At 68.6% G+C, this 26,431-nt stretch carries 26 protein-coding genes; 13 read left to right on the plus strand and 13 right to left on the minus strand.

What is annotated here, in order from left to right; genetic code table 11:
- Position 1: 1 nt before the first annotated feature.
- Entirely contained in the window at positions 2-682 is a 681-nt protein-coding gene (locus ABIE45_RS26645; protein WP_192707642.1) for a GDSL-type esterase/lipase family protein, read from the plus strand.
- Here ABIE45_RS26645 and ilvD read toward each other — a convergent pair whose 3' ends face one another.
- The gene (gene ilvD / locus ABIE45_RS26650; protein ID WP_192707641.1) at positions 683-2,512 is read right to left on the minus strand and encodes a dihydroxy-acid dehydratase; all 1,830 of its coding nucleotides are present in this window, start codon (positions 2,510-2,512) and stop codon (positions 683-685) included.
- A 127-nt stretch (positions 2,513-2,639) separates the two neighbouring features.
- On the opposite strand from ilvD, the gene ade reads away from it, so the two are divergent.
- Together ade and ABIE45_RS26660 are read left to right on the plus strand one after the other, a co-directional pair.
- Positions 2,640-4,361, plus strand: coding sequence for an adenine deaminase (gene ade / locus ABIE45_RS26655; RefSeq protein ID WP_192707640.1), 1,722 nt, complete (start codon positions 2,640-2,642; stop codon positions 4,359-4,361).
- An 87-nt stretch (positions 4,362-4,448) separates the two neighbouring features.
- Positions 4,449-4,874: an organic hydroperoxide resistance protein gene (locus ABIE45_RS26660; protein ID WP_192707639.1), complete on the plus strand. Its 426-nt coding sequence runs from the start codon at positions 4,449-4,451 to the stop codon at positions 4,872-4,874.
- A gap of 328 nt (positions 4,875-5,202) precedes the next feature.
- Here ABIE45_RS26660 and ABIE45_RS26665 read toward each other — a convergent pair whose 3' ends face one another.
- The 6 genes from ABIE45_RS26665 to ABIE45_RS26690 form a co-directional block, all read right to left on the minus strand.
- Positions 5,203-6,039, minus strand: a complete 837-nt coding sequence (locus ABIE45_RS26665; RefSeq protein WP_192707638.1) for a MaoC family dehydratase N-terminal domain-containing protein — start codon at positions 6,037-6,039, stop codon at positions 5,203-5,205.
- Position 6,040: 1 nt separating this feature from the next.
- Positions 6,041-7,189: an acyl-CoA dehydrogenase family protein gene (locus ABIE45_RS26670; RefSeq protein ID WP_192707637.1), complete on the minus strand. Its 1,149-nt coding sequence runs from the start codon at positions 7,187-7,189 to the stop codon at positions 6,041-6,043.
- 10 nt (positions 7,190-7,199) lie between these two features.
- Positions 7,200-7,949: an SDR family oxidoreductase gene (locus ABIE45_RS26675; RefSeq protein ID WP_192707636.1), complete on the minus strand. Its 750-nt coding sequence runs from the start codon at positions 7,947-7,949 to the stop codon at positions 7,200-7,202.
- Positions 7,950-7,991: 42 nt separating this feature from the next.
- Positions 7,992-9,128: a CaiB/BaiF CoA-transferase family protein gene (locus ABIE45_RS26680; protein WP_192707635.1), complete on the minus strand. Its 1,137-nt coding sequence runs from the start codon at positions 9,126-9,128 to the stop codon at positions 7,992-7,994.
- A 236-nt stretch (positions 9,129-9,364) separates the two neighbouring features.
- A complete protein-coding gene (locus ABIE45_RS26685) occupies positions 9,365-12,529 on the minus strand; it encodes an efflux RND transporter permease subunit (RefSeq protein WP_192707634.1) in 3,165 nt (1,054 codons plus the stop codon).
- A 49-nt stretch (positions 12,530-12,578) separates the two neighbouring features.
- Positions 12,579-13,847: an efflux RND transporter periplasmic adaptor subunit gene (locus tag ABIE45_RS26690; protein WP_192707633.1), complete on the minus strand. Its 1,269-nt coding sequence runs from the start codon at positions 13,845-13,847 to the stop codon at positions 12,579-12,581.
- A gap of 300 nt (positions 13,848-14,147) precedes the next feature.
- Here ABIE45_RS26690 and ABIE45_RS26695 point away from each other — a divergent pair, with 300 nt between their 5' ends.
- Both ABIE45_RS26695 and ABIE45_RS26700 read left to right on the plus strand, forming a co-directional pair.
- Positions 14,148-14,375 carry an HOOK family protein gene (locus tag ABIE45_RS26695; RefSeq protein WP_192707632.1) on the plus strand — a complete coding sequence of 76 codons (228 nt, stop codon included), beginning with the start codon at positions 14,148-14,150 and terminating at the stop codon, positions 14,373-14,375.
- 444 nt (positions 14,376-14,819) lie between these two features.
- Positions 14,820-14,999, plus strand: coding sequence for a hypothetical protein (locus ABIE45_RS26700; protein ID WP_192707631.1), 180 nt, complete (start codon positions 14,820-14,822; stop codon positions 14,997-14,999).
- Here the strand turns inward: ABIE45_RS26700 and ABIE45_RS26705 are convergent, their stop codons facing one another.
- Genes ABIE45_RS26705 through ABIE45_RS26715 form a run of 3 tightly spaced genes read right to left on the minus strand, consistent with a single transcriptional unit; the run spans position 15,000 to position 17,064 of the window.
- The gene (locus tag ABIE45_RS26705) at positions 15,000-15,155 is read right to left on the minus strand and encodes a hypothetical protein (protein WP_238194973.1); all 156 of its coding nucleotides are present in this window, start codon (positions 15,153-15,155) and stop codon (positions 15,000-15,002) included.
- A 56-nt stretch (positions 15,156-15,211) separates the two neighbouring features.
- Positions 15,212-15,823, minus strand: coding sequence for a cysteine hydrolase (locus ABIE45_RS26710; protein WP_192707629.1), 612 nt, complete (start codon positions 15,821-15,823; stop codon positions 15,212-15,214).
- Positions 15,820-17,064 carry a GNAT family N-acetyltransferase gene (locus ABIE45_RS26715; RefSeq protein ID WP_192707628.1) on the minus strand — a complete coding sequence of 415 codons (1,245 nt, stop codon included), beginning with the start codon at positions 17,062-17,064 and terminating at the stop codon, positions 15,820-15,822. The genes ABIE45_RS26710 and ABIE45_RS26715 overlap by 4 nt, the downstream gene beginning before the upstream one ends.
- 95 nt (positions 17,065-17,159) lie before the next feature.
- Between ABIE45_RS26715 and ABIE45_RS26720 the strand changes: the two genes are divergently transcribed.
- The 6 genes from ABIE45_RS26720 (at position 17,160) to ureG (ending at position 22,415) form a co-directional block, all read left to right on the plus strand.
- Positions 17,160-18,173 carry a LysR family transcriptional regulator gene (locus ABIE45_RS26720; protein ID WP_192707627.1) on the plus strand — a complete coding sequence of 338 codons (1,014 nt, stop codon included), beginning with the start codon at positions 17,160-17,162 and terminating at the stop codon, positions 18,171-18,173.
- Between the two features lie 74 nt (positions 18,174-18,247).
- Entirely contained in the window at positions 18,248-18,868 is a 621-nt protein-coding gene (locus ABIE45_RS26725) for an urease subunit gamma (RefSeq protein WP_192707626.1), read from the plus strand.
- 2 nt (positions 18,869-18,870) lie between these two features.
- Positions 18,871-20,598, plus strand: a complete 1,728-nt coding sequence (ureC, locus tag ABIE45_RS26730) for an urease subunit alpha (protein ID WP_192707625.1) — start codon at positions 18,871-18,873, stop codon at positions 20,596-20,598.
- Positions 20,599-20,611: 13 nt separating this feature from the next.
- The gene (locus tag ABIE45_RS26735) at positions 20,612-21,112 is read left to right on the plus strand and encodes an urease accessory protein UreE (RefSeq protein ID WP_192707624.1); all 501 of its coding nucleotides are present in this window, start codon (positions 20,612-20,614) and stop codon (positions 21,110-21,112) included.
- A complete protein-coding gene (locus tag ABIE45_RS26740) occupies positions 21,078-21,788 on the plus strand; it encodes an urease accessory protein UreF (RefSeq protein WP_373622686.1) in 711 nt (236 codons plus the stop codon). Before ABIE45_RS26735 ends, ABIE45_RS26740 begins: the two co-directional genes overlap by 35 nt.
- Positions 21,789-21,797: 9 nt before the next feature.
- Positions 21,798-22,415 carry an urease accessory protein UreG gene (gene ureG, locus ABIE45_RS26745; protein ID WP_192707623.1) on the plus strand — a complete coding sequence of 206 codons (618 nt, stop codon included), beginning with the start codon at positions 21,798-21,800 and terminating at the stop codon, positions 22,413-22,415.
- A gap of 28 nt (positions 22,416-22,443) precedes the next feature.
- Here ureG and ABIE45_RS26750 read toward each other — a convergent pair whose 3' ends face one another.
- Positions 22,444-22,689 carry a hypothetical protein gene (locus tag ABIE45_RS26750; RefSeq protein WP_192707622.1) on the minus strand — a complete coding sequence of 82 codons (246 nt, stop codon included), beginning with the start codon at positions 22,687-22,689 and terminating at the stop codon, positions 22,444-22,446.
- A gap of 194 nt (positions 22,690-22,883) precedes the next feature.
- On the opposite strand from ABIE45_RS26750, the gene ABIE45_RS26755 reads away from it, so the two are divergent.
- On the plus strand, positions 22,884-23,087 hold the full coding sequence (locus tag ABIE45_RS26755) for a DUF3311 domain-containing protein (RefSeq protein WP_192707621.1): 204 nt from the start codon (positions 22,884-22,886) through the stop codon (positions 23,085-23,087).
- Positions 23,084-24,547, plus strand: a complete 1,464-nt coding sequence (locus tag ABIE45_RS26760) for a sodium:solute symporter (protein WP_192707620.1) — start codon at positions 23,084-23,086, stop codon at positions 24,545-24,547. Before ABIE45_RS26755 ends, ABIE45_RS26760 begins: the two co-directional genes overlap by 4 nt.
- Positions 24,548-24,737: 190 nt before the next feature.
- On the opposite strand, the gene ABIE45_RS26765 is transcribed toward ABIE45_RS26760, so the two are convergent.
- Both ABIE45_RS26765 and ABIE45_RS26770 read right to left on the minus strand, forming a co-directional pair.
- Positions 24,738-25,511, minus strand: a complete 774-nt coding sequence (locus ABIE45_RS26765) for an ABC transporter permease subunit (RefSeq protein WP_192707619.1) — start codon at positions 25,509-25,511, stop codon at positions 24,738-24,740.
- A complete protein-coding gene (locus ABIE45_RS26770) occupies positions 25,508-26,425 on the minus strand; it encodes an ABC transporter permease subunit (RefSeq protein WP_192707618.1) in 918 nt (305 codons plus the stop codon). The genes ABIE45_RS26765 and ABIE45_RS26770 overlap by 4 nt, the downstream gene beginning before the upstream one ends.
- Positions 26,426-26,431: the final 6 nt, after the last annotated feature.

Here is a 26,431-nt window from a genome sequence, read left to right on the forward strand (position 1 = left end):
TTTGGCCGAGCCCGTCGTCTTCATCGGTGACTCGATCACCGAGCTGTGGGGCTTTCACCGGGCCGGCACCTTTGAGGCCTACGACCTTATCCCGCGCGGCGGATCCGGCCAGACGGCGCGCTGGATCACCATGCGCTTCCGCCGGGACCTTGAGGAGACGGGGGCCAAGGGCGTCCATCTCCTCTGCGGCGTCAACGACATCGGCCGTAACGAGGGTTTCTTCGTCCCCGCCGAGGAGATCGCCCGGACTTTGGCCGGCATGCTCGATGAGGCGCGGGCCTTAGGCGTGAAGACCTGGATCGGCTCGATCATGCCGGCGGCGCGGATCCCCTGGAATCCGGAGGTGCAGGATGCGCCGGCCATGATCGCGGCGGTCAATACGTGGTTGCGCGACCACGCCCACGAGCACGGCGCGACCTTCATCGATTACCATGCCGTGCTGGCGACGGAGACGGGCGCGCTGCGCCCGGAATACGGCACGGACGGGCTGCATCTCAGCCCCGCCGGCTATGAGGCGATCGAGCCGCTGATGCTCGCTTCCCTCGGACGCATCCCGCGGCCGGTCCCCGCCATCGAGGCTGTCGCGCCGCCGGCGAAGCCCCGCCTGGGGCGCCTCGCCGGCATCGTGGTGGCGGCTGCGGCCGTATTGGCTGCCGTCGCCCTCGTTCTCAGCGTCCGCTGATCAGACCCGGCGCACCGCGCCGTGCGCCGCGCTGGTCGTCAGCATGGCGTAGGCGCGCAGAGCCGCGCTGACTTTTCGCTTCCGCGGGCTTGCCGGCTGCCAGCCCGCTGCCTCCTGGGCGGCGCGCCGCCGCTCGAGCTCGGCCGGCTCCACCTCCAGACGGATGCTCCGGGCCGGGATGTCGATGGCGATGGGATCGCCGTCGCGCACCAGGCCGATCAGCCCGCCCTCGGCCGCCTCCGGCGAGACGTGGCCGATCGACAGGCCCGAGGAGCCGCCGGAGAACCGCCCGTCGGTGACCAGGGCGCAGGCCTTCCCGAGACCCTTCGATTTCAGGTAGCTCGTCGGGTACAGCATCTCCTGCATGCCGGGGCCGCCGCGCGGACCCTCGTAGCGGATCAGCACCACCTCGCCGGCCTTGACCTTGCCGTTGAGGATGCCGTCGACGGCAGCGTCCTGGCTCTCGAACACCCGGGCCGTTCCGGTGAAGGTCAGGATCGAGGCGTCGACGCCCGCGGTCTTCACGATGCAGCCCTGCTCGGCGAGGTTGCCGAACAGAACGGCAAGCCCGCCATCCTGCGAATAGGCGTGCGCCGCGTCGCGGATGACGCCGGCCTCGCGGTCGAGATCGAGTTCGTCGAACCGGGATTCCTGGCTGAACGCCACCTGGGTCGGCACGCCGCCCGGCGCCGCCCGGTAGAAGGTCTGGACCAAGGCAGACGGTTGACCACGCACGTCCCAGCGGGCGAGCGCCCCGCCCAGCGTACCGGCCGAGACGTTGCCGACGCTGGTGTCGATCAGGCCGGCCCGGTCGAGTTCGCCCAGGATGCCCATGATTCCGCCGGCGCGATGCACGTCCTCCATGTGGACATTGGCCACCGCCGGGGCGACCTTGCACAGCACCGGCACCCGCCGCGACAGCCGGTCGATATCGGCCATGGTGAAGGGCACCTCGCCCTCATGGGCGGCGGCCAGCAGGTGCAGCACCGTGTTGGTCGAGCCGCCCATGGCGATGTCGAGGGTCATGGCGTTCTCGAACGCCTGGAAGCTCGCCACCGCGCGCGGCAGCACGCTGGCGTCGTCCTGCTCGTAGTGGCGGCGGGCGAGATCGACGATCAGGTGGCCGGCCTCGACGAACAGGCGCTTGCGGTCGGCATGGGTGGCGAGCACCGAGCCATTGCCGGGAAGGGCCAGCCCGAGCGCCTCGGTGAGGCAGTTCATCGAGTTCGCCGTGAACATGCCCGAGCACGACCCGCAGGTCGGGCAGGCCGAGCGCTCGATCACCGCGACGTCTTCGTCGGAGATCCGGTCGTCGGCCGCCGCGATCATCGCGTCGACGAGGTCGACCTTCTTGGCGATGCCCGGAAGCTGAACCTTGCCGGCCTCCATCGGTCCGCCGGAGACGAACACGGTCGGGATGTTGAGGCGCAAAGTCGCCATCAGCATGCCGGGGGTGATCTTGTCGCAATTCGAGATGCACACCATCGCGTCGGCGCAGTGCGCGTTGACCATGTACTCGACGGAATCGGCGATCAGCTCGCGGGAGGGGAGCGAGTACAGCATCCCGTCATGGCCCATCGCGATGCCGTCATCGACCGCGATGGTGTTGAACTCCTTGGCGACGCCGCCCGCGGCCTCGATTTCCCGGGCGACCAGCTGGCCGAGATCCTTGAGATGAACGTGGCCCGGCACGAACTGGGTGAAGGAGTTCACCACCGCGATGATCGGCTTGCCGAAATCGGCATCCTTCATGCCGGTGGCGCGCCACAGGCCGCGGGCGCCGGCCATGTTGCGGCCGTGGGTGGTGGTGCGGGAGCGATAGGCGGGCATCGAGAGCTTCGATCGGTTCAAAGGTGAGGGGCTTCTGCGCCCGCACTCGCGCCATCGCAAGCGTCGCCGAAGGCCCTGCACCCGTGGCATGCTCCTGGCGGATGGCAGTGCGGAGGGGATTAAACCGATGACAGAGGTGGAGTTCCTCCGGCGGGCCATCGCGCAGGGTCAGGGCTTAGCCGAGGCCGACCTCGTCTTGAAGGGCGGACGCTTCCTCGACCTCGTGACCGGCGACCTCGTCGCGTCCGACATCGCGATCTGCGGCGATCGCATCGTCGGGACTTTCGGCGCGTATCGCGGCGCGCGGGAGATCGACGTGGCCGGCAGGATCGTCGTGCCGGGCTTCATCGACACGCATTTTCACGTCGAGTCATCGCTGATGCCGCCGCAGGAATTCGAGCGCTGCGTCCTGCCGCACGGCGTCACCACGGGCATCTGCGACCCCCACGAGATGGCCAACGTCCTCGGCACCGAGGCCTTTGCGTGGTTCCTCGCCGCGTCGGAGACCCTGGCGATGGACCTGCGGGTGCAGCTCTCCTCCTGCGTCCCGGCCACCGACCATCTGGAGACCTCGGGCGCGCGGATCGACGCGCAGGACCTCCTGGCCTTCGCCGGCCATCCCAAGGTGATCGGGCTCGCCGAGTTCATGAACTTTCCCGGCGTGCTGGCGGGCGATCCCGGGGTGCTGGACAAGCTCGCGACCTTCCAGGGCCGGCACATCGACGGCCACGCGCCGCTGCTGCGCGGCAAGGGCCTCAACGGCTATATCGCGGCCGGCATCCGCACCGAGCACGAGGCGACCACGCCGGAAGAGGCCCTGGAAAAGCTGTCCAAGGGCCTCACGGTGCTGATCCGTGAAGGCTCGGTCTGCAAGGATCTGCACGCGCTGGCGCCGATCCTGACCGATCAAACGGCGCCGTTCCTGGCCTTCTGCACCGACGACCGGAATCCCCTCGACATCGCCGAGGAGGGGCATCTCGACTTCGTCATCCGCACGGCGATCGCGCTCGGCGTCCCGCCGCTGGCCGCCTACCGGGCGGCGTCCTGGTCGGCGGCGCGGGCCTTCGGGCTGCACGATCGCGGCTTGGTGGCGCCCGGGCAGCGCGCCGATCTGGTCGTGCTCGACGACCTCGCCGCCTGCGCGGTCTCGCAGGTGTTCAGCGCCGGGCGCCCGGTGGATGCGGCGCTGTTCGACGCGCGGACCGCCATCGACCCCATCGGCCGCGGCAGCGTGCGGGCGCGGCGCGTCACCGAAGCGGATTTCGCCGCGCCGGGCTCCGGACCGTCGACGCCGGTGATCGGCGTCGTGCCGGGCAAGATCATCACCCTGCGCCACGACCTGACCCTGCCCTATTCCAGCGGCGAGCGGCGGATCGATCTCGATCAGGACGTCATCAAGGTCGCCGTTGTCGAGCGACACGGCCGGACGCCGCCGGGCGCACGCGGCATCGGGGTCGCGTTCGTGAAAGGGTTCGGCCTGAAGCGCGGCGCCATCGCCTCTTCGGTCGGGCATGACAGCCACAACATCACGGTGGTCGGCGCGGATGACGGCGACATGGCCGTGGCGGTCAACCGCCTTGGCGAGATCGAGGGCGGCTTCGTGGTGGTCGAGGGCGGTCGCGTTCTGGCCGAGATCGCCCTGCCGATCGCCGGCCTGATGAGCCTGATGCCGTTCGATGACATCCGCAGCGCGCTCGTAACCTTGCGTGCCGCGGCGCGAAGCCTCGGCGTGGTCCTGCAGGAGCCGTTCCTGCAGGTGGCATTCCTGCCGCTGCCGGTGATTCCGCACCTGAAGATCACCGACCGCGGGCTTGTCGATGTCGACCGCTTCGCGCTGATTGACCCGTGAATTAGATTGCGCGCAATTTAAATTGAGCCTATGCAGATCCGAGCCGGCGCCTACATGCCGACTCTCGTCCACAAACCGGAGACCGTCATGTCCGTAGACGTGAAGTACCGCACCACCGCCACCGCAACCGGAGGCCGCGACGGCGCCGCCCGGACGGCCGACGGCAGCTTCGAGGTGAAGCTCTCCACGCCGAAGGAACTCGGCGGCGCGGGCGGCCCCGGTGCGAATCCGGAACAGCTCTTCGCGTCCGGCTACTCGGCCTGCTTCCTCGGCGCCATGAAGGCCGTCGCCCCGTCGCTGCATTTGAAGGTGCCGGCTGAGACCACCGTGACCGCCGATGTCGGCATCGGCCCGCGCTCCGAGGGCGGCTTCGGCATCACCGCCGACCTGACGATCAGCCTGCCGGGCCTCGACCGCGCCGAGGCGCAGAAGCTCGTCGATGCCGCGCATCAGGTGTGCCCGTACTCGAACGCCACGCGCGGCAACGTCAACGTCGGGCTGAAGCTCGCCTGATCGCTTCGTCATCCCGCGGCGGCACCGAGCGGCCCGGGATTCAGACACGCCGAGGCGCGCAGGTCAGCACCGACGGAGGCTCTGGATTCCGGGCTCGCCTTTGGGCGCCCCGGAATGAGGATGTGTCACCGGGTTGCCTGATCCGAAGCCCGGATCCAAGAAGCGGGTCGCAAGGATCCCGAGCAGTCTCGCACGATCGCTCCGTCATCTCGGGGCCGCGGAGCGGAGCCCGGGATCCAGACCCGCCGACGCGGGACGGCCTGCACCGACAGCGCGTCTGGTTTCCGGGCTCGCCTGCGGCGCCCCGGAATGACGGCAGATTACCAGGCTACCCGATCGTCGTTCGCGCCCGCATGCAGACGCGGTCGGCCGCATCGAGCGTCACGCCCTCGAAACCTGCCTCTGTCAGCCGGCCGCACACGCGAAAAATCTGGTTCGCCGTCATTGGTGACACGCCGCGATAGCTGAACGTCGGCGGCACGGAGCCCAGCAGGGTCGCGGCGAGGTTCAGGAGCAGGCTCGCCTGCATCGGTCCGTGGACGACCAAATCGGCGTAACCTTCGACCTGCGTCGCGTAGGGCCGATCGTAGTGGAAGCGGTGGCCGTTGAAGGTCATCGCCGAGTAGCGGAACAGCAGGGTCGGCGACGCCGGCACGTCCCAGACCGCCTCATAGGCGTCGGGATCGTCGCGCTCGGGCGCGGCGGCCGTGCCGGTCTGCGCGTTGGCCGCCTCGCGATAGACGATGTCCTGCCGCTCGCGGATCGCGACGCCGCGTTCCGTCGCGACCGCGTGGTCCACGGTGACGAAGGCGAGTCTACCGCTGCGCCCCGCCTTGAACGCCACGTCCCGCACGGTCTCGGTGCGCGTGACGCGATCGCCCACGCGGAGATCGGCCAGCGTCTCGATCTGCCCGCCCGCCCACATCCGCCGCGGCAGCGGAACGGGCGGCAGGAACCCGCCCTTGGCCGCGTGGCCGTCCGGTCCGAGGGAATCGGCGGGTGGGGTCTCCGGGGCGAGGCACCAGTGCAGGGCCGGCGGCGCGATCCCGGCCGCGACCGGGGCGAGATGCGGCGCGAAGGTTGCGTCGAACTCGGCCACTAGGCGCGGGGTGACAAGGTCGGACGCCTCGCGGGTCCGCCCGATCCATGCGGCGAAATCGGTCATGTCAGTAGGATCGCGGCAGGCCGAGCACGTGCTCGGACAGGTAGGCGAGGATCAGGTTCGTGGAGATCGGCGCGACTTGGTAGAGGCGCGTCTCGCGGAACTTGCGCTCGATGTCGTACTCCTCGGCGAAGCCGAAGCCGCCATGAGTCTGGATGCAGGCATTGGCCGCCTCGAAGGAGGCGTCGGCGGCGAGCATCTTGGCCATGTTGGCCTCGGCCCCGGGATTGGCGCCGCCCTCGTAGAGGGTCAGCGCCTCGCGGACCATCAACTCGGCCGCGCGCATGTTCGCGTACGCCCTGGCGATCGGGAACTGCACGCCCTGGTTGGCGCCGATCGGCCGGCCGAACACCGCGCGTTCCCCGGCATAGGCCCTCGCCTTGTCGATGAACCACTTGGCGTCGCCGACGCACTCGGCGGCGATCAGGATGCGCTCGGCGTTCATGCCGGACAGGATGTAGCGGAAGCCCCTGCCCTCCTCGCCGATGAGGTTCTGCGCCGGCACGCGGAGATTGTCGAAGAACACCTCCGTGGTGGCATGGTTCATCATCGTCCGGATCGGCCGGATGGTGAGGCCGTTGCCCTTGGCCTCGCGCATGTCCACCAGGAGCACCGACAAACCGTCCGTGCGCTTCATGCCCTCCGTCCGCGGCGTCGTGCGGGCGAGCAGCAGCATCAGGTCCGAGTGCTCGGCGCGGCTGGTCCAGATCTTCTGGCCGTTGACGACGTAGTGGTCGCCCTCCAGGCGCGCCGTCGTCTTCAGGCTGCCGGTATCGGTGCCGGATGTCGGTTCGGTCACGCCGAAGGCCTGGAGCCGTAATCGACCCTCGGCAATGGCCGGCAGGTACGCGGCCTTCTGCGCCTCCGAGCCGTGCCGCAGCAGCGTGCCCATCGTGTACATCTGCGCGTGACAGGCGCCGCCGTTGCAGCCCGCGCGCTGCACCTCTTCGAGGATCGCGGCGGCCGCGGAGAGCGGCAGGCCGGAGCCGCCAAATTCCTCGGGGATCAGCACCGAGAGGTAGCCGCTCTCGGTCAGCGCGTTCACGAACGCGGTCGGATAGGCCATCTCCCGGTCGAGCTCCCGCCAGTACGGCCCCGGGAACCCGGCGCAGAGCTTGGCGACCGCCTCGCGGATCTCGGTGTAGGCTTCCATCGGGAGCTCCTCAGGCCGTGCGGCCGCCGTCGACGGGCAGATCAACGCCGGTGATGAACGCCGCCTCGTCGGAGGCGAGGAACAAAGCCGCGGCGGCGATGTCGCTCGCCTGCGACAGGCGGCCGAGCGGGATCGTGGCGATGAAGCGGTCGCGATTCTCGGGCGTGTCGAGGACGCCCATGAAATGCTCCAGCAGGCCGGTGGCGCCCATGACCGGGCAAAGGGCGTTCACCCGGATCTTCCAGGGCGCCAGCTCCAGGGCCAGCGACTTCGAGGCGAGGCTCGCCGCACCCTTGGAGGCGTTGTACCACGTGAGCCCCGGTCGCGGCCGCAGCGCCGCCGTCGAGCTGACGTTGAGGATTGCGCCGCCGCCCGCGTCGCGCATCAGCGGGGCGACTTCCCGGACGTAGTGGAAGATCGACTTCACGTTGACTCGGAAGACCCGGTCGAAATCCTCCTCGGTCACCTCCATCAGCGGCTTGTTGCGATGCGTCGTCCCGGCGTTGTTGACGAGGACGTGCGGCACCCCGAAGCGCCGCCGGGTCTCGGCGACGCTGGCCGCAACGTCGGCCGCCACGCCGACATCGGCGGCGATCGCCAGGGCCCTGTCGCCGATCTCCGCGGCGACCCGCTCGGCCGCAGCGCCGTCGATGTCCACGCACGCCACCCTGGCGCCCTCGGCGGCGAAACGCTGGGCGATGCCCGCCCCGAAGCCGCTTCCGGCGCCTGTCACGAGCGCGATCTTGCCGTCGAGCCTCATGGTCTCCTCCTAAAGGTGCGACCCACCGTCGTGGGGCGGCCCTCAATCCAAGCCGGCGAACTCCGCCCGGATCCGCGCACTGTGTTCGCCGATCGCCGGCACCGGACCGAGGGCGCGGACCCGGCCGTCGATCAGCACAGGCGGCGCGACGATGCGGGCCGGACCGGCCGGGGTCTCGACCTCGGCGCGGATCAGGGCCGGATGGCTGGCGAGATCCGACAGGGCGTTGACGAAGCCGTAAGCAGTGCCGGCCGCTTTCAGCCGGGCCGCAGCGGCGTCGCGGCTCAGCCGCACCAGGGCGGCGCCGATCCGCAGATCGACGGCGGCGCGGTTGGCCACGCGGGCGTTGTTGGACGCGAACCCCTCCGCCCGGGCGAGATCCGGCTCGGCGAGCACGCCCGCGCAGAAGCTCGCCCATTCGCGCTCGTTCTGGATCGAGATCAGCACCAGGCTGCCATCCGCGGTCGGAAAGGCGCCGTAGGGGCAGATCGACGGGTGGGCGAGGCCGACCCGCTTGGGCGCTTCTTCGGTGCCCTCGAAGTAGAGCAGTGGCACGTTCATCCAGTCGGCGGCGGCACTGAACAGGCTGACCTCCAGGGTGCAGCCCTGCCCGGAGATCCCACGGGCGATCAGCGCCTCCAGGATTGCGGCATGGGCATCCATCCCGCAGGCCACGTCGCAGACGGAGACGCCGACGCGTCCGGGTCCTGCCGGATGGCCAGTGATCCCGGCGAGCCCGCTCTCGGCCTGGACCAGCAGGTCGTAGGCCTTCATGTCGCTGTAGGCGTTGTCGGCGCCGTAGCCGGAAATGTCGACGGTGATCAGCCGCGGGTGGCGCGCGCGCAGCTCCGCGGCGCCGAAGCCCGCGCGGGCAGCCGCTCCCGGCGCGAGGTTCTGCACGAACACGTCGGTTTGCGCGAGGATCGCGTGCAGGAGGCGGGCGTCCGCGGGATTCTTGATGTCGGCGACGAGGCTCTCCTTGCCGCGATTGAGCCAGACGAAGTAGCTCGCCAGCCCGTTGACCGACGCGTCGTAGCCGCGGGCGAAATCACCTTCGGGGCGCTCGATTTTGATAACGCGCGCGCCGGCATCGGCCAGCCGCGAGGTGCAGTAAGGGGCGGCGACCGCCTGCTCCAGTGCGAGCACGGTCAGCCCTCGCAGCGGCAGGTTCTGGCGCATCCGGATCCTTCGACGTTGTGCGGCCTCGCAGGACCGACGCCGGATGAACTGGAACGGCGAACGGCCCCGCCAAGCAGGCCAGGGTGACAGGACCGCCCGGCCGTCGGCTTCGGAGCGGCTGTCCCGCGGGGCTCAGCGTTCTTTCGAGCGAAACGAAGCAATCCACATGCACCACGCTCGCCGACGTCCCGCGGCCCTGGGTAGCTTCGCTCCGCTCGCAAAGACGGCGGTCGCGATTACTCCGCTGCCCGCAGCGCCGGCGGGCCGCGAACCTCCTCCACCGTCTCCGGATCATCGAGGGCGGTGTCCACCGCCTCCGGCTTGTCCCGGAACGACAGCCGGTGCGCCAGCCGATCGAGGTAGAGGTAGATGACCGGCGTGGTGAAGAGCGTGAGCACCTGGCTCACCGCGAGGCCGCCGACCATGGCGTAGCCCAGGGGCTGCCGGATCTCGGATCCGGTCCCGTGCGCGAACATCAGCGGAATGCCGCCGAGCAGGGCCGCCATCGTGGTCATCAGGATCGGGCGGAACCGCAGGAGGGCGGCCTGCCGGATCGCGACCTCGGGGCTGAGTCCCTCGTCGCGCTCGGCCGCGATGGCGAAGTCGACCAGCATGATGCCATTCTTCTTCACAATGCCGATCAGCAGGATGATGCCGATCAGCGCGATCAGGCTGAAATCGAACCCCGCCCACATCAGCACCGCCAGCGCCCCGACGCCCGCCGACGGCAGGGTCGACAGGATCGTGATCGGGTGGATGAAGCTCTCGTAGAGGATGCCGAGGATCAGGTAGACCACGAACAGGGCGGCCAGGATCAGGAGCGGCACGGTCGACAGCGATTGCTGGAAGGCCTGCGCGGTGCCCTGGAAGCCGCTGACGACCGTCGGCGGCACCTGCAAGTCCCGCATCGCCCGCCCAATCGCCTCCGTCGCCTGTCCGAGAGCCACATCGGGGGCGAGGTTGAAGCTGATCGTCACCGCGGGGAACTGGCCCTGATGGTTGACGGCCAGCGGCGCCACCGGATCGGTCGTCCAGCGGGCGAATGCCGCGAGCGGCACCTGTCCGCCGCCGTTCGGCGCCTTGATGTAGATCTTGTCGAGGCTCTCGACGCTGCCCTGCAGCGCCGGAAGCACCTCCAGCACGACGTGGTAGCTGTTCAGCTGCGTGAAGTACTGCGCGATCTGACGTTGGCCGAACGCGTCGTAGAGCGTGTCGTCGATGAGCTGGGGCGTGATGCCGTACCGCGAGGCCGCGTCACGGTCGATCGACAGCGTCAGGGTCGTGCCCCGGGTCTGCTGGTCGGTGGCGACGTCCCGCAATTCCGGCAGGGTCTTCATCTTGTCGAGGATGCGCGGCGCCCAGGCGTTCAGCTCGGCAAGATCCGGATCCTGCAGGGTGTACTCGAACTGCGTCCGCGAGGTGCGGCCGCCGGTGCGCACGTCCTGGGTCGCCTGGATGAAGGTCCGGACGCCCTCCACGCGCTCGAGCTTCGGGCGCAGCCGGCCGATCACCTGGAAGGCGTTGACGTCGCGCTCGTCGCGGGGCTTAAGCGTGATGTACATGCGCCCGGAATTTAACGCCTGGCCGTTGCCGCCGAGCGACATGCCGACCGTGGCGACCGCCGGATCGGCCTGCACGATCGCGCCGACCTTCTCCTGCAGGGCCTTCATCGCCGAGAAGGAGATGTCCTGGCCCGCCTCGGTGACGCCGATCATGAAGCCGGTGTCCTGCTGCGGGAAGAAGCCCTTCGGGATCGCGACGAACAGGTAGCCGGTCAGCGCCAGCGTGGCGAAGAACACCAGCAGCGTCACGCGGCGGAAGCGCAAGGCGACGTCGAGGGCGCTCTCGTAGACCGCCAGCAGCCAGTCGAACCCGGCCTCGCTCATCCGGTAGAGGCGGCCGTGGCGCTCGGCATCGTGCGGCTTGAGCAGGCGCGAGGCCATCATGGGGGTCAGCGTCAGGGACACAAAGGCCGAGACCGCGATGGTCATCGATAATACGACGGCGAATTCGCGGAACAGCCGGCCTATGATGCCGCCCATCAGCAGGAGCGGGATCAGCACGGCGATCAGCGACACCGAGATCGACACGATGGTGAAGCCGATCTCGCCCGCACCCTTGAACGCGGCCTCCATGGGCCGCATCCCCTCCTCGACGTAGCGGCTGATGTTTTCCAGCACGACGATGGCGTCGTCGACCACGAACCCCACCGAGATGGTCAGGGCCATCAGCGAGAGGTTGTCGAGGGTGTAGCCCGCCATCCACATCAGCGCGCAGGCGCCGAGCAGCGCGAGCGGCACCGTCACGCTGGGAATGACGGTCGCCCAGAAGCTGCGCAGGAAGACGAAGATCACCCCGACCACCAGCACGATGGTGAGTATCAGGGTGAATTGAACATCCTCCACCGAGGCGCGGATCGTCTGGGTGCGGTCGCTCAGGATCCCGATCTTGATGGCGGCCGGGAGCGTGGCGGTCAGGCGCGGCAGCTGCGCCTTGATGCTGTCCACCGTGTCGATCACGTTGGCGCCGGGCTGCTTGAAGACCACGAGGAACACGCCCCGCTTGCCGTTGGTCCAGCCCGCCTGCTTGGTGTCTTCCGGGCCGGCAACCGCCTGACCGATGTCGCGCACCCGCAGGGGCGCGCCGTTCTGGTAGGCGACGATCACGTCGTTCCAGTTCTTCGCGACCGTGAGCTGGTCGTTGGCGTAGATCGTGTAGCTGTGGCTGCCGCCGTCGATGCTGCCCTTCGGGTTGTTGACCGTCGTCAGGGTCAACTGCGTGCGCACGTCCTCCATCGACAGGTTCTTGGCGACGAGCTTGGCCGGATCGAGCTGGATCCGGATCGCGGGCTTCTGCTGGCCGCCGATGAACACCTGCGCGACGCCCGAGATCTGGCTGATCCGCTGGGCGAGCTGCACGTCGACCGCGTCATCCACCTCGATCAGCGGCATGCTGTCCGACGTGGCCGAGAGCAGGAGGATCGGCGAGTCCGCCGGGTTCACCTTCCGGTATGTCGGCGGGGTCGGCAGGTTCTTCGGCAACTGGCCGCTTGCGGCGTTGATCGCCGCCTGGATGTCGCTGGCCGCCCCGTCGATGTTGCGGTTGAGATCGAACTGGACCGTGACGGTGGAGATGCCCAGCGAACTGGTCGAGGTCATCTGCGACACGCCGGGAATCTGCGAGAATTGCCGTTCCAGCGGCTGCGCCACCGAGGACGCCATGGTCTCCGGGCTGCCTCCGGGCAGCTGCGCCGTGACCTGGATCGTCGGGAAATCGACCTGCGGCAGGGGCGCGACGCCCAGCAGCGGATAGGCGACGATCCCGAGGAACAGGATGCCGACCATGATGAGCGTGGTCGCCACCGGGAACCGGATGAACGGTGCGGAGATGCCGCCTTTCATCGCCGGCCCTCGCGCTGTCCTGCCATCGCCGTGTCGGAAGGGCGTCCCATCAGCGCTGGGCCTCGATCTGGCGGCCGCTCGCCTCGGGTCGCTCCGCCTGCGCGGTGTGCGGCTCGGCGACGAGGCTGCCGTCCTGGACCTTGTACTGCCCGGTGACGATCACGAGGTCCCCAGGTTTAAGATCTCCGCTCAGCACCTGCGTGCGCCCCGAATCCGACCGGCCGGCCTTGAGCGCGCGCTGATGCGCGCGGTCTGAGTCGTCCACCGCGAAGGCGAACAGGCCGTCCGGGCCGTGCTGGATCGCGTTGTCCGGCACTGTGGTAGCGAGCGCCACGGTGCCGACCCGCATCTTGGTCGAGACCGACAGGCCCGGCCACAGCGCGTGGTTCTTGTTCTCGTAGACGGCCTTCAGGCGGATCGTCCCGGTCGCCGTGTCCACTTGGTTGTTGAACAGGGCAAGCTTGCCGTCCGCGAGCTTCGTGAGCCCGTCCGAACTCCAGGCCTCGACCGGCACGTCGCCCTTCCGCAAGGCCACGGTGATCGCAGGAAGCTGATCCTCCGGTGCGGTGAACACCACGAAGATCGGCTCGACCTGGGTGATCGTCACGATCGGCGTCTGGCCCGACGCGTTGACGATGTTGCCGATATCGACCTGACGGAAACCCATGACGCCGTCGATCGGCGCCCGGATCGTGGCGTAGCCGACCTGCGTCGCGGCGTTGTCGATCGCGGCCTGATCGGAGGCGACCTGCGCGGTGAGCTGGGCGACCAGAGCGGTCTGCGTCTCGGTCTGCTGGCGCGACGCGTAGGCTCCCAGGCCCGTGTACCGGACGAGATCGGCCTTGGCGTTGTTGAGGTTCGCGGTGTCCTGCTCCTTCTTCGCCTTCGCCTGATCGTAGCTGGCCTGATAGGGGCGCGGATCGACCTGCACGAGGACATCGCCCTTGCGGACGGCCTGGCCCTCCCGGAAGGCGACCTGCTGGATCTCGCCGTCGACCCGCGTGCGCACCTGGACTGTGTTGTAGGCCTGGACCGTGCCGAGGCTGTTCGAGACCAGGGCGAACGGGCCTTGCTCGACCGTGCCGAGGGTCACGGGAACGGGCAGCGGCGCGGCGGCCTTCGACTTCGCCACCGGCTCGTTCAGCCGCGTGTAACCGTAGGCACCCCCGCCCGCAGCGGCCAGCAGCAGAAGAACCAGCACCAGCCCGCGCCCCCGCCGCGGCGCGCGCGCAGCTTGCGTCAGACCATCCCGGCCGTGGTTTGCCGAATTCGTCTCCGGCCGAGATGCAGCGCGATCGTGCTCGTCCCCGCTCAGCATGCGTGCAGTTCCGCCCCGAGGTCCGACCGATCGATGGGTCGGAATAATTTTGCATTCGTTAGCATACAATGCAGGGCGCCGACACCGATGCGATCCACCGATCCGGGTGACAAATGGTCAATGGCGGGTGTCCAACCGCCGAAGTCCGACGGTCGCTGCGGCGTGCCGTGACTGGTCCGCTTGCCGGCGCGCGCGCGTGTCGCCACAGAGGGAGGCAGCCGCCGATCTGCGGCGATTATCGCCGATGCGGCGCCGAGCGGCTGCTGTTTGAGCGACGCGCTGGAGAGACCAGGATTTCGGATGGCCTCGACACTGGAACTGGAAGGCCTGGACGAGTTGCGTTCGGCCCTGATCGAAGAGCGGCAGATCATCGTGGCCTCGGTGCGCCGATTGCGCGAGACGCGCAGGCAGAAAGGCACCTTCGTCTTGGGCGATGGCGCAGAGGCGGGCGCACGCCTCGTCGCCGTGCAAGGACAGATTGATGTGGTGGATGCCATTATCGCCACACTGACGAACGCCCAGTCCTGACCTGCTCGAACCGGGCACCATGCTCAGCTCAGGCGGCGCATCGTGCCCGGTGTCGTGCAGACGCGGTGTGGCACAGTTCAGTGTCCGAGATGTTTCTGCAGGAGGGACGTGCAAACGGCGCCGGCAGATCGACGTGATCGTTGATTGAGATCGCGCCGTCTTGTGAGATGATTGGCGTCTTGATCGACCGAAAACGCCAATCAGTTCTGGCGAATTCACTGCATCAGAACAGATTTACTTGTTCGATGTGCCGCTTTGGCTGTTCCGCTGCAGCTGGCTGGCGCTCGCGATGTGGCGGTGACTGCCCAGCTTGCCCCTGAGCAAGCATTGCTGTCACGGGTGACGATCAGAGCCGGTTGTTCAGGATAAACTGATCGTCGCCTGGACCACGTGATCGAGGCTCTGTTACCGGGCCGCCGCAACTCAAGGCGCGGGACTTTCAAGATGGACGCCTTTGATCACACCGTCTCGAACGGCGACGGGGAGCATAGCGCCGATCCGCAGCACCGAGCCGACGTCGAGGCCCTGTGGCTCGCCCTGGACGCGGACCGGCGTGCGCAGGACGAGCGCTTGGCGCGCCTTCGGGCCATGCGGCTGATCGGCGGCGAAGACGACGCGGCGTGATCAGTCTTCGCGCGCGCCGAGGTCGGGTGAGCGCGCGGCCAGAGCAAAGCCCACCGCCATCGCCATCGCTTCCGCCTGCGCGATCAGCATCGGATCGCCTGCGTCGCGCGCCGCCTGGAGCAGCGCGATCGCGTGCCGTCCGAGCCGCTGCTCCACCTCATCCGTCTCGGGCCAGCGATAGCCTGTGCCCCGGTCGCGTGGACGTCGGTCAGTCATTGGCGTGCGTTCGGCATCGAGAGGGCCGCGATTGGCCTGAAGGGTGAGGACGCGGCGATCCAGGAATGCGTGTCGGTCACGTCCGCGAACGAGCGCATCACTGCGCTGATCGACCGATGGATGTCGGCCGCCGCGATGCCGTCCATGTCATGGCTCGCGGATGCATCGGCGAGGAAAGTGACCTCCTGCCCCCGATGGTAGCCGTCGATGGCGGTGGCGAGGCAGGCTGTCTCGCCGGCAAAGCCCGCGACGACGAGCGGCGGGCAGCCGCGCTCCATCACGTCGGCGAAGGCCGGGCTGGCAAAGCAGGAGGGCCGGTCCCGGTCGAAGATCATGTCGCAGCCGTGCGGCTCGAACCCCTCAATCCATCGGGCGAAGCGCGTACCAGCCTGAAACAGCGGGGCGCCGATCCAGCGCACATAGGCGACCTGGATCCCGCTCTCGCGCGCGTGGTTGAGGGCGAGGCGGCAATTCTCCAGGGCTGGACCGATCTCCGGCAAGGCGAGCGGTCGCCCCGCGACCTCATACTCCTGCTGCATGTCGACCAGCACCAGCACGGGCACGCTGCGCGGACGGCGATAGAGCGCCGGGTTCATCGGACGGATCATCGCGCCGCCGCCTTCTGATCGATTGAGGGCCGGGTGACCGCCCTGGTCCGGGAGCGATCGAGCGCACCGGCCCGATGCCAGCGGCCCTCGGGGCGGATGATCACGTAGGGATCGACGCCGATCCCGATCGCCTGCGGATGCGGCTCGGCCTCCATCAGCATCTCGACGTAGTCGAAATCGGAGAAGACCAGTTCCTGAGCGCCCTCGAACACCCGGAAGCCGAAGCGGCTCCAGAAGCCGACGAGGCGCTTCTGCGCATGTCCGTAGAGGCGCCGATAGCCCTTGACCCGCGCGAGTTCGATGCCGGCCCGGACGAGCGCGAAGGCCATGCGCGTGTTGCGGTGCTCCGCGCGGACGGCGAGACGCTCAATCTTGGCGAAATCGGCGAAGAAGCGGATTCGCAGACAGCCCGCGGGCTCGTCACCGATGTAGCCGATCAGGTGCGTGGCGGAGAGGTCGTTGCCGTCGAACTCCTCCTCGTACGGGCAGGCCTGTTCCGCCATGTACACCGCGGCGCGCAGCGCGATGACGCGAGAGAGATCCTCCATGCTGCGCGCGACCGCGACGCTCGGGCCCGTCCCACCGGGGCGGTGACTGTCGTAGGGCGGCAGCCGCTCGGCGGGTTTCGACCGGCGGAACATGTAGAGCCCGGGTGCGCGCTGGCCGTTCCAGGCAGCGCCCTTGGTGAAACCCATCCCGGAGAGATAATCGGCACCCTCGGCCGTCGCGGCGCGCGCGTAGAGGTCGACCTCGCCGCACAGGGGCGTGGAGATTCGCTGGAGCATCAGGGCAACCGCCGCGGCAAGCCGCCCGCGGGCATGGATCACCCAGAGATAGATGCCGGCCGGCCGCTCGTGCTGCCGGGCGATGAACCGGATATCCGGATCGCTCGCGTCGAACGTGCCTGAGAGGAGCGCGGCCATGCCGGCTTCGTTCAGGGGAAGGATTGCCGTGAGGCCCTCCCCCCGCGGCGACAGCGCGTCGTAGCGCTCGCGCCGGGCGATCGCGAAGACGGTATCGGGGTTGGCGGTCATCACGCGACGGACCACCGAGACGTCCGCGACGCCGGGAAGCGCGACCCGTGTCTCGTCCAGGAGGCGTTCGAGATCCGTCGGCATCGGGGTGAACAGCACGAGATGGCGCGCGAGTCGTGCCGATCTCAAATCGATGATGTCGTGCCGCGTGGCGCGCCCATCATCGAAATGCGGTGCGGTATCGGGCGGGGTCACATGGACGGTCATCGCGTCGGTTTCCGCAGATGATTGCGAGCGACGACCGGCTTCGCATGGCCGAAGACCTGCGTCTGTGCAAAAAATGAAGTATGGGGGTCTCGCAGATGGAACACGTCCCTGTGCTCGATACCGGTATGCCGGACTGGCAGGACCTACGGCTCTTTCTGGAGCTTGACCGGCGGGGCAGCTTCCGCGCTGCGGCCAACGTCGTGGGCCTCTCCATCAACACCCTCCGCCGGAGGATCGAGGATCTGGAGGCCCGGCTCGGCATGACGCTGCTGACCCGGCACGCCGACGGGATCCGGCTGACCGCGGAGGGCGAATCCATCCTCGCGGCGACGCAATCGATGGAGGCCGCGGCTTACTCGGTTCTCAGAGCCCGGGATGCGGTTTCGGCCACGCCGGCCGGCGAAGTGCGCATCGCGGTCACCGAAGGTCTCGGAACATTCTGGCTCGCACCGCGGCTCGTTGAGTTCCAGCGGGCGAATCCGCGGCTCGTTGTGGACCTGCGCTGCACGATGGATCCTGCGGACGTCGCGCGGCTCGAAGCCGAGATCGCGGTTCAGCTGGTCCGGCCGGTCAATCCGGACCTGAAGGTCGTCAAGCTCGGGCGGCTTCACGTCATGGCCTTCGCCGCCCGCAGCTATCTCGACATCTACGGTGTTCCGACCAGCATCGAGGACGCGGCGCGACACCGGATCGTGCTTCAGGTGTCGGGGCAGACGGTGAGCATGGCCGAATATGACCGGCACACGCCCGGCATGCCGCAATCGGGCTACGTGACGCTCAAGACGAACGTCAGCAGCGCCCATTACTGGTCGGTGGCCAACGGCGCCGGGATCGGCTGGCTGCCGACCTATGCATCGGCGATCGGCGCCCGGTTGGTCCCGATCGATGGTCTCGTGCAGCTGGGCTTCGATATCTGGCTGACCTATCACCCGGATGCCGAGCGGATCGATCGGGTGCGTCGGGCGATCGATTGGATCCGCGGCAGCTTCGATCCGGTCCGTTATCCCTGGTTTCGCGATTCCTTCATCCACCCGCGGGATCTCCCGGCGGCGATCAAGGGTGGCGCTGCCGCCGAGCTGTTCGGCGGCTTTGCCGGGATGGAACGGTAACGCGCGGTTTCGGCAACCTTGACCGCGCGGCGCGCATGATCCTTGCTCCCGCGGCCGCAACGACGAGGTTTGCCGTGCTGCTGACGCCCCGCGAAAAGGACAAGCTGCTGATCGCCATGGCGGCACAGGTGGCACGGAATCGCTTGGCGCGCGGCGTCAAGCTCAACCACCCGGAGGCCGTGGCGCTGATCACCGACTATGTGGTCGAGGGCGCGCGGGACGGTCGGACCGTAGCGGAGTTGATGCAGGCGGGTGCCAGCGTGCTCACCGCCGACCAAGTCATGGCGGGCGTTCCCGAGATGATCCACGACATCCAGGTGGAGGCCACTTTCCCGGACGGCACGAAGCTCGTCACCGTCCATCATCCGATCCGCGGGGCGCCGTCGGTCGACGTGCCCGGTGCGGTGACGACCCAGCCCGGCGAGATCGAGTTCAACGTCGGTGCCGAGCGCACCGTGGTCGAAGTCGCTAATGTCGGGGACCGGCCGATTCAGGTCGGCTCGCACTACCATTTCTTCGAGGTCAATCCGGGCCTCGTGTTCCCGCGCGAGCAGGCCCGCGGCAAGCGCCTCGACATCGCGCCGGGCACCGCCGTGCGCTTCGAGCCGGGGTCCACCCGGGAAGTCGCGCTGGTGCCGCTGTCCGGCGGACGCACCGTCTACGGGTTCCGCGGCGACGTGATGGGCAAGCTCTGATCATGGCCAACACGCCGAAGCCCGCGAGCCTGCCGCGCGCCGCCTACGCCGACATGTTCGGTCCCACGGTCGGCGACCGCGTCCGCCTCGCCGATACCAGCCTGGAGATTACGATCGAGCGTGACTTCACCACTTACGGCGAGGAGGTGAAGTTCGGCGGTGGCAAGGTCATCCGCGACGGCATGGGCCAGAGCCAGGCGACGAATGCCGGCGGCGCGGTCGACACGGTGATCACCAACGCCGTGGTCCTCGACCATTGGGGCATCGTGAAATGCGATGTCGGTATCGTCCGCGGACGGATCTTCAGGCTCGGGAAGGCTGGCAACCCGGACGTGCAGCCCGGTGTCGATATCGTGGTCGGGCCGGGTACCGAAGTCATCGCCGGCGAGGGCAAGATCCTGACCGCCGGTGGCTTCGACAGCCACATCCACTTCATCTGCCCGCAGCAGATCGAGGAGGCGCTGTGCTCGGGCGTGACCACGATGCTCGGCGGCGGCACCGGGCCCGCGCACGGCACCTTCGCCACCACCTGCACACCCGGCCCCTGGCACATCGCCCGGATGATCGAGGCGGCGGATTCCTTCCCGATGAACCTGGCCTTCGCGGGGAAGGGCAACGCGTCCCGACCGGAGAGCCTCGTCGAGATGGTCCGGGCCGGCGCCTGCGCGCTGAAGCTGCACGAGGATTGGGGTACGACGCCGGCCGCGATCGACACCTGCCTGTCAGTGGCCGATGCCCACGACATCCAGGTCATGATCCACACCGACACGCTCAACGAGTCGGGTTTCGTCGAGGACACGATCGCGGCCTTCAAGGGCCGGACCATTCACGCCTTCCACACCGAGGGCGCCGGCGGCGGCCACGCGCCCGACATCATCAAGGTGGCCGGGCTGCCGAACGTGCTGCCGTCCTCCACGAATCCGACGCGGCCCTACACGCGCAACACGATCGACGAGCATCTCGACATGCTCATGGTCTGCCATCACCTCGACCCGTCGATCCCGGAAGACCTCGCCTTCGCGGAGAGCCGAATCCGGCGCGAGACGATCGCCGCCGAGGACATCCTCCACGATATCGGCGCGCTCTCGATGATGTCGTCCGACAGCCAGGCCATGGGCCGGGTCGGCGAGGTCGTGATCCGCACCTGGCAGACCGCCGACAAGATGAAGCGCCAGCGCGGCGCGCTGCCTGGCGACACCTCCGGCACCGACAACCTGCGGGCCCGCCGCTACGTCGCCAAGTACACGATCAATCCGGCGATCGCGCACGGCATTTCCCGGCATATCGGCTCGGTGGAGCCCGGCAAGCTCGCCGATCTCGTGCTGTGGACGCCAGCCTTCTTCGGCGTGAAGCCGGACCTGGTGCTCAAGGGCGGCAGCATCGCGGCCGCGCCGATCGGTGACCCGAACGCCTCGATCCCGACGCCGCAGCCGGTGCATTACCGGCCGATGTTCGGCGCCTACGGCCGCGTGCCGTTCGCCACGGCCCTCACCTTCGTGTCGAAAGCCGCCGTCGAGGATGGCCTGCGCGAGCGGCTCGGCGTGCAGAAGGAGCTCGTCGCGGTCGAGAACGTCCGCGGCGGCATCTCGAAGAAGAGCATGGTGCTGAACGATGCGACCCCGGTCATCGAGGTCGATCCCGAGACCTACGATGTCCGCGCCGACGGCGAGCTCTTGGTCTGCGAGCCGGCCGAGGTGCTGCCGATGGCGCAGCGCTACTTCCTGTTCTGAGGACGCGCATCCGATGATCCGCGCCACCCGCATCCTTCGCCGGAACACCCTAACCGGCGGTGAGATCGTCGACCGCGTCGTTCTCGATCACGGCGACCGGCACCGGCGCCGCGTGGCCATGCGGGGCCTCGGCGGCCTCGGCTTCCTCCTCGATCTTCCGGAATCGACGGTCCTGGACGATGGCGACGCCCTCATCCTCGAGGATGGCCGGCTGGTCTGGATCGAGGCGGCACCCGAGCGCCTACTCGAGATCCGGGCGCCGAGCGACCACGCGCTCAAGCGCCTCATCTGGCACATCGGCAACCGGCACATCCCGGCCGAGATCGGCGCGGATGCCGTCTGGATCGCGTACGACCACGTCCTCGCCGAGATGGTCCAGGGCCTCGGCGGCAGCGCCGAGGCGGTGGAGCGCCCGTTCCGGCCGGAAGGCGGCGCCTATTCTGGCGGACATGGCCACGCACACGGCCACGACCACCCGCATGGCGGCCATCACCACCACCATGCCGGCGACTGAGACCCTCGACGCGCTCCGCCTGATGGCGTGGCTGTCGCCGGGCTATCCGGTCGGTGCCTACGCGTACTCGCACGGCCTGGAATGGGCCGTCGAGGCGGGGGACGTCCGAGACGAGGCGAGTCTGCTGGCGTGGCTCGGCGACGTGTGCGAGCGCGGTGCCCTGCGCAATGACCTGATCCTCGCGGCTCAGACCCACCGGGCCGCGCATCGTGGCGTGGCGCAGGCGGTGGTCGACCTCAACGACCTCGCCCTCGCCCTCGCCCCGTCTCGCGAGTTGCATCTCGAGACCAGTCAGCAGGGGCGGAGCTTCCTCGACGCGACGCTCGGCGCATGGCCCGATCCGAACTTGGCGGCCCTGGCGGAGCATCTGCCGGGACCGGTCGCCTATGCGGTTGCCGTCGGGGCAGCGGCCGGCACTCATGGCATGGCACTCCCGCCGGTGCTTGCCGCCTACGGCCTGGCCTTCGTGCAGAACCTCGTGTCGGCGGCCCTGCGGGCGGCGCCCGTCGGTCAGGCGGCCGGGACTCGGGTCATCGCCGCCCTGACACCGCGTGTCGTGGCCCTCGCGGATGAGGCCCGGGACGCGGATCTCGACGCCCTTGGCGCCGCCACCTTCCGGCTCGATCTCGGCTCCTTCCGGCACGAGACCCAGTATTCCCGCATCTTTCGATCCTGAGTGCGCAGCATGACCTCGTCGAACGGCCCTCTTCGCGTCGGGATCGGCGGACCCGTCGGGTCCGGCAAGACCGCCTTGATGGAGCAGCTCTGCAAGCGCTTCCGAGACCGCTATGAGATCTGCGCGATCACCAACGACATCTACACCAAGGAGGATGCCCGCATTCTCACCGTGGCGGGCGCCCTGCCGGAGGAGCGCATCCTCGGCGTCGAGACCGGCGGCTGTCCCCACACCGCGATCCGCGAGGACGCCTCGATCAACCTCGCGGCCGTCGCCGAGATGAACCGTCGCTTCCCGAAGCTCGATCTGGTGCTGATTGAATCCGGCGGCGACAATCTCGCGGCGACCTTCTCGCCGGAACTCGCCGACATCACGCTCTACGTGATCGACGTCGCCGGGGGCGAGAAGATCCCGCGCAAGGGCGGTCCGGGCATCACCCGCTCCGACCTGCTGATCGTCAACAAGACCGACCTAGCGCCGCTGGTCGGCGCGGACCTGTCGGTTATGGAGGCCGATACGCGACGGATGCGCGGCACGCGTCCCTGCGTCTTCGCGTCCCTGCGGGGCGGTGCCGGAGCGGACGACGTGGCGCGCTTCGTCGAAGAGGCGGGTGGCCTCGGACGCTGACGCGGCGAACCGAAACCGCGACGTCGCGCTAGCGGCCGGCCTCGGCCGACCGGGAGCGCACCGACGTCGTCGTGGGCACGCCCATCAGCGCGTCCAGGCGGCTCATGCGGGCGCTGAAATCGTTCATGGCGTTCTGGCGCGCTTTGATCGCGGGATTGCTCTGGATCTTGGCAAGCCGGGTCTTGGCCGGCGCCCGTGTCGAGCGCGCCTCGGCCTGCGCCGCCGGCAGGGCCAGCAGCGCGGCCGCCGCCAGGATGGATAGAGTACGTGTCATGGCGAGGGTCCCTGATGGAGCCGCCGCGTGGTTCGGCGTCCTCTCGAGATTATGTTCGCCTCAAGCTGAGCCGCGTGCGCCAGCGCACAGCGCGGGCCGGCGCGGGTCGTGGCCGCCGGACGCGCCGGCTCGATTGACAGCCGGCACTGACTGATTCAACCCGCGGTATCGGACACCTCTGATCGGTATCGCGCATGCGAAATCTGCGGTGGCTCGCGGCGCTGCCCTTTATCGGCGTGCTGGTCGGCCCCTTCTTCCTGAATCGGGTCGAGCCCTTCGTCCTCGGCCTGCCGCTGCTCCTGGCGTGGCTGGTGTTCTGCGTGCTCGGGACCTCGGCCATCATGGCCCTGATCTATTTTACCGACCCGGAGAACCGCGCCCCAGAGGATCGGCGATGAGCATCGCGCTGATCATCGTCGCGGCCGGCTTCGTCCTGGCGATCGGCCTCGGGCTCTATGCCCGCCTCGGCCGGGAGATGGGCCTGGAGCAGTGGACGGTCGGCGGCCGCGGCTTCGGCACCGCGCTGGTCTTCCTGCTGATGGCGGGCGAGATCTACACCACCTTCACGTTCCTGGGCGGGTCCGGCATCGCCTACGGCAAGGGCGGTCCGGCCTACTACATTCTCTGCTACCTGACGCTCGCCTACATCACGTCGTACTGGATGCTGCCGCCGGTCTGGCGCTACGCCAAGCAGCACAGCCTCTACACGCAGCCGGATTTCTTCGCGCGCAAATACGGGAGCCGGGCCCTCGGCATCCTGGTGGCGCTGGTGGGGATCGTCGCCCTCGTTCCCTACCTGGTCCTTCAGTTCAAGGGCCTGGGCATCATCGTCTCGACCGCCTCCTACGGGGCGCTCTCCTCGACGAGCGCGGTCTGGATCGGCGCCGCGGCCCTGACGGCTTACGTGGTCGTCTCGGGCGTCCACGGTTCGGCCTGGACGGCGGTCATCAAGGACACCAGCATCCTCGCCCTGGTGATCTTCCTCGGGATCTACCTGCCCATTCATTATTACGGCGGCTTCGAGGGCCTGTTCGGAGCGATTGAATCCGCCAAGCCCGGCTTCCTGGCGTTGCCGGCGAAGGGCCAGAGCCCGACCTGGTTCTCGAGCACGGTCCTGCTCACGGCGCTGGGCGGCTACATGTGGCCGCACACCTTCGCGTCGCTCTACACGGCGCGCGAGCCCGCCGCGTTCCGGCGCAACGCCGTGATCCTGCCGATCTATCAACTGATCAACCTGTTCGTGTTCATGATCGGCTTCACCGCCGTGCTGCAGGTGCCCGGCCTGACCGGGCCGGACGTCGACCTGTCCCTGTTCAAGCTCTCGCTCCAGAGCTTTCCGCCCTGGTTCATCGGGGTGATCGGCGCCACCGGCGTGCTCACCGCCCTCGTGCCCGGCTCGATGATCCTGATCGCCGGCGTGACGCTGATCGCCAACAACCTCGTCCGGCCGCTACGGCCGACCATGGACGACGCCGCGACGGCGCGGCTCTGCAAAATCCTCGTGCCGGTACTGGCGCTGGTCTGCGTCGGCTTCACGCTCAGCGGCGGCGACACGATCGTTCAGCTGCTGCTGATGGGCTACAACTTCGTGACCCAGCTGTTCCCCTGTTTCATCACGAGCCTGATGCGCCGCAATCCGCTGGATCGGCGCGCGGCCATGGCCGGGATCGTCGCCGGCGTCGCGACCGTAGCGGTCACCGTCCTCAGCGGATTCAGCCTCGCGAGTCTGCCCTTCCTGGGTCCGCTTCAGGACGTGAATGTCGGCATCGTGGCGCTGGTGGTGAACCTGCTGGTGACCGCAGCGGTGGCGCAGGCGACCCGCGCCAGTCCGACAGCCCGGGCGCGGGCGGCGGAGTGAGACGTCTCCGGGCTGACGCATCCCTCGCCGTCATCACGCGCGCAGCGACGTGACCCAGGGCAGCGCGATCCCTTAATGACCGCGGTGCGACCCTGGATTGCTTCGCTCCGCTCGCAAAGACGGCACCCGCGGGGAGCCCTCGGTTCTGGACCTTCGTCGCTCGAAGGGGCCTCGACCCACTTGCGCGATCTCAGGCTTGTCCGCGTCGGGCCGTCAGCCAGGAGGCCAGGAGCACGGCTGCACTCACGAGTCCGACCAGCAGCGTCGAGGCGGCGTTGATCTCGGGATTCACGCCGAGGCGGACCTGGCTGTAGAGCCGCATCGGCAGCGTCGTCGAGCCCGGGCCCGAGACGAAGCTCGCGATAACGAGGTCGTCGAGGGACAGGGTGAAGGCGAGGAGCGCGCCGGCCGCGACCGCCGGTGCCAGCAACGGCAGGGTCACGGTCGTCAGCACACGGAACGGCGTCGCGCCGAGGTCGGCGGCCGCCTCCTCGAGGGACCGGTCGAGGCCGCGCAGCCGCGCCGCGACAACCACGGCCACGAAGCCGGTGCAGAAGGTCGCGTGCGCGATGACGATCGTCAGGATGCCGCGATCCAGGCCGATGCCGATGAACATCAGCAGCAGCGACAGGCCGATCATCACCTCGGGCATCACGATCGGCCCGAAGACGAGGCCCGTGAACAGGGCGCGCCCACGGAACCGGCCGTGCCGCTCCAGGACCAGCGCTGCCAGCGTGCCGAGGATCGTCGCGACGAGGCTCGACAGGATCGCGACCTTCAACGAGACCCAGGCCGCGGCAAGCAGCGGCGCGTCGGAGAACAGCGCGCCGTACCAGCGGCCGGACAAGCCGCCCCAGACCGTCACGAGGGGCGACGCATTGAACGAGTAGGCGATCAGCACCAGGATCGGGGCGTAGAGGAAGCAGAGCCCGGCCAGGAGGGCGGTGCGCGTGACCCAGGTCATGCCCCCGCGTCCTCGCCTTCGCCCGCGCGCAGGCTGTCGCGGAACAGGATGACCGGTCCGATGACGATGGCCAGGATCAGGACGGCGACCGCCGAGGCGAGCGGCCAGTCGCGGTTCGAGAAGAACTCGCTCCAGAGCACCCGGCCAAGCATCAGGGTCTCGGACCCGCCGAGCAGGTCCGGAATCACGAACTCGCCGACCATCGGGATGAAGCACAGGCCAGCGCCGGCCGCGATGCCAGGAAGGCTGAGCGGCAGGGTCACGCTCCAGAACACCCGCGTCGGCGACGCGCCGAGATCCGCGGCGGCTTCGCGGAGGTTGTGATCGAGGCGGTTCATCACCGCGTAGAGCGGCAGCACCATGAACGGCAGGTAGGCGTAGACGAGGCCGATGATCACCGCCGCGTCCGTGTTGAGGATCGTCAGCGGCCTGGCGATCAGGCCCAGGCGGAGGAGGACGAGATTGAGCAGGCCCTCCGGCTTGAGGATCGCGATCCAGGCGTAGATGCGGATCAGGAAGCTCGTCCAGAACGGCACCACCACCAGAGCGACGAGCAGCGGCTGCCAGCGCGACGGTGCCCGCGCGAGGGCGTAGGCGAGCGGGGTGCCGAGCGCCACGAGGATCAGGCTGGCGAAACCCGCGTAGCTCAGCGACCCGATGGCGGCGTCGCGGTAGAGCGGGTCGAGATAAAGCGTCGCGTAATTGTCGAGGTTGAGACCCTCGAGGAAGATCGACCAGCCTTCGAGGCCGGCCCGCCAGTCGAGCAGCGGCAGGTAGGGCGGAATCGCGGTGGCCGGCTCGGACAGGCTGATTTTCAGCGTGATCGCGAACGGCAGGAGAAAGAACGCCGACAGCCAGACGAGGGGCGGAAGGCGGACAAGCCGGTCGAATACGGTGCGGGGTCTGCCGCTCATGACGGC

Source organism: Methylobacterium sp. OAE515, from assembly GCF_041806315.1.
Classification (GTDB): Bacteria; Pseudomonadota; Alphaproteobacteria; order Rhizobiales; family Beijerinckiaceae; genus Methylobacterium; species Methylobacterium tardum.

Coding starts and splice junctions, on each gene's coding strand:
- ABIE45_RS26750 (WP_192707622.1), bottom strand. CDS start 22,689: ATGACACGTACTCTATCCATCCTGGCGGCGGCCGCGCTGCTGGCCCTG.
- ade (WP_192707640.1), top strand. CDS start 2,640: ATGACAGAGGTGGAGTTCCTCCGGCGGGCCATCGCGCAGGGTCAGGGC.
- ureG (WP_192707623.1), top strand. CDS start 21,798: ATGACCTCGTCGAACGGCCCTCTTCGCGTCGGGATCGGCGGACCCGTC.
- ABIE45_RS26740 (WP_373622686.1), top strand. CDS start 21,078: ATGGCGGCCATCACCACCACCATGCCGGCGACTGAGACCCTCGACGCG.
- ABIE45_RS26660 (WP_192707639.1), top strand. CDS start 4,449: ATGTCCGTAGACGTGAAGTACCGCACCACCGCCACCGCAACCGGAGGC.
- ABIE45_RS26695 (WP_192707632.1), top strand. CDS start 14,148: ATGGCCTCGACACTGGAACTGGAAGGCCTGGACGAGTTGCGTTCGGCC.
- ABIE45_RS26755 (WP_192707621.1), top strand. CDS start 22,884: ATGCGAAATCTGCGGTGGCTCGCGGCGCTGCCCTTTATCGGCGTGCTG.
- ABIE45_RS26765 (WP_192707619.1), bottom strand. CDS start 25,511: ATGACCTGGGTCACGCGCACCGCCCTCCTGGCCGGGCTCTGCTTCCTC.
- ABIE45_RS26670 (WP_192707637.1), bottom strand. CDS start 7,189: ATGGAAGCCTACACCGAGATCCGCGAGGCGGTCGCCAAGCTCTGCGCC.
- ABIE45_RS26760 (WP_192707620.1), top strand. CDS start 23,084: ATGAGCATCGCGCTGATCATCGTCGCGGCCGGCTTCGTCCTGGCGATC.
- ABIE45_RS26735 (WP_192707624.1), top strand. CDS start 20,612: ATGATCCGCGCCACCCGCATCCTTCGCCGGAACACCCTAACCGGCGGT.
- ABIE45_RS26685 (WP_192707634.1), bottom strand. CDS start 12,529: ATGAAAGGCGGCATCTCCGCACCGTTCATCCGGTTCCCGGTGGCGACC.
- ABIE45_RS26715 (WP_192707628.1), bottom strand. CDS start 17,064: ATGACCGTCCATGTGACCCCGCCCGATACCGCACCGCATTTCGATGAT.
- ABIE45_RS26680 (WP_192707635.1), bottom strand. CDS start 9,128: ATGCGCCAGAACCTGCCGCTGCGAGGGCTGACCGTGCTCGCACTGGAG.
- ureC (WP_192707625.1), top strand. CDS start 18,871: ATGGCCAACACGCCGAAGCCCGCGAGCCTGCCGCGCGCCGCCTACGCC.
- ABIE45_RS26675 (WP_192707636.1), bottom strand. CDS start 7,949: ATGAGGCTCGACGGCAAGATCGCGCTCGTGACAGGCGCCGGAAGCGGC.
- ABIE45_RS26720 (WP_192707627.1), top strand. CDS start 17,160: ATGGAACACGTCCCTGTGCTCGATACCGGTATGCCGGACTGGCAGGAC.
- ABIE45_RS26710 (WP_192707629.1), bottom strand. CDS start 15,823: ATGATCCGTCCGATGAACCCGGCGCTCTATCGCCGTCCGCGCAGCGTG.
- ABIE45_RS26700 (WP_192707631.1), top strand. CDS start 14,820: ATGGACGCCTTTGATCACACCGTCTCGAACGGCGACGGGGAGCATAGC.
- ABIE45_RS26770 (WP_192707618.1), bottom strand. CDS start 26,425: ATGAGCGGCAGACCCCGCACCGTATTCGACCGGCTTGTCCGCCTTCCG.
- ABIE45_RS26690 (WP_192707633.1), bottom strand. CDS start 13,847: ATGCTGAGCGGGGACGAGCACGATCGCGCTGCATCTCGGCCGGAGACG.
- ilvD (WP_192707641.1), bottom strand. CDS start 2,512: ATGCCCGCCTATCGCTCCCGCACCACCACCCACGGCCGCAACATGGCC.
- ABIE45_RS26665 (WP_192707638.1), bottom strand. CDS start 6,039: ATGACCGATTTCGCCGCATGGATCGGGCGGACCCGCGAGGCGTCCGAC.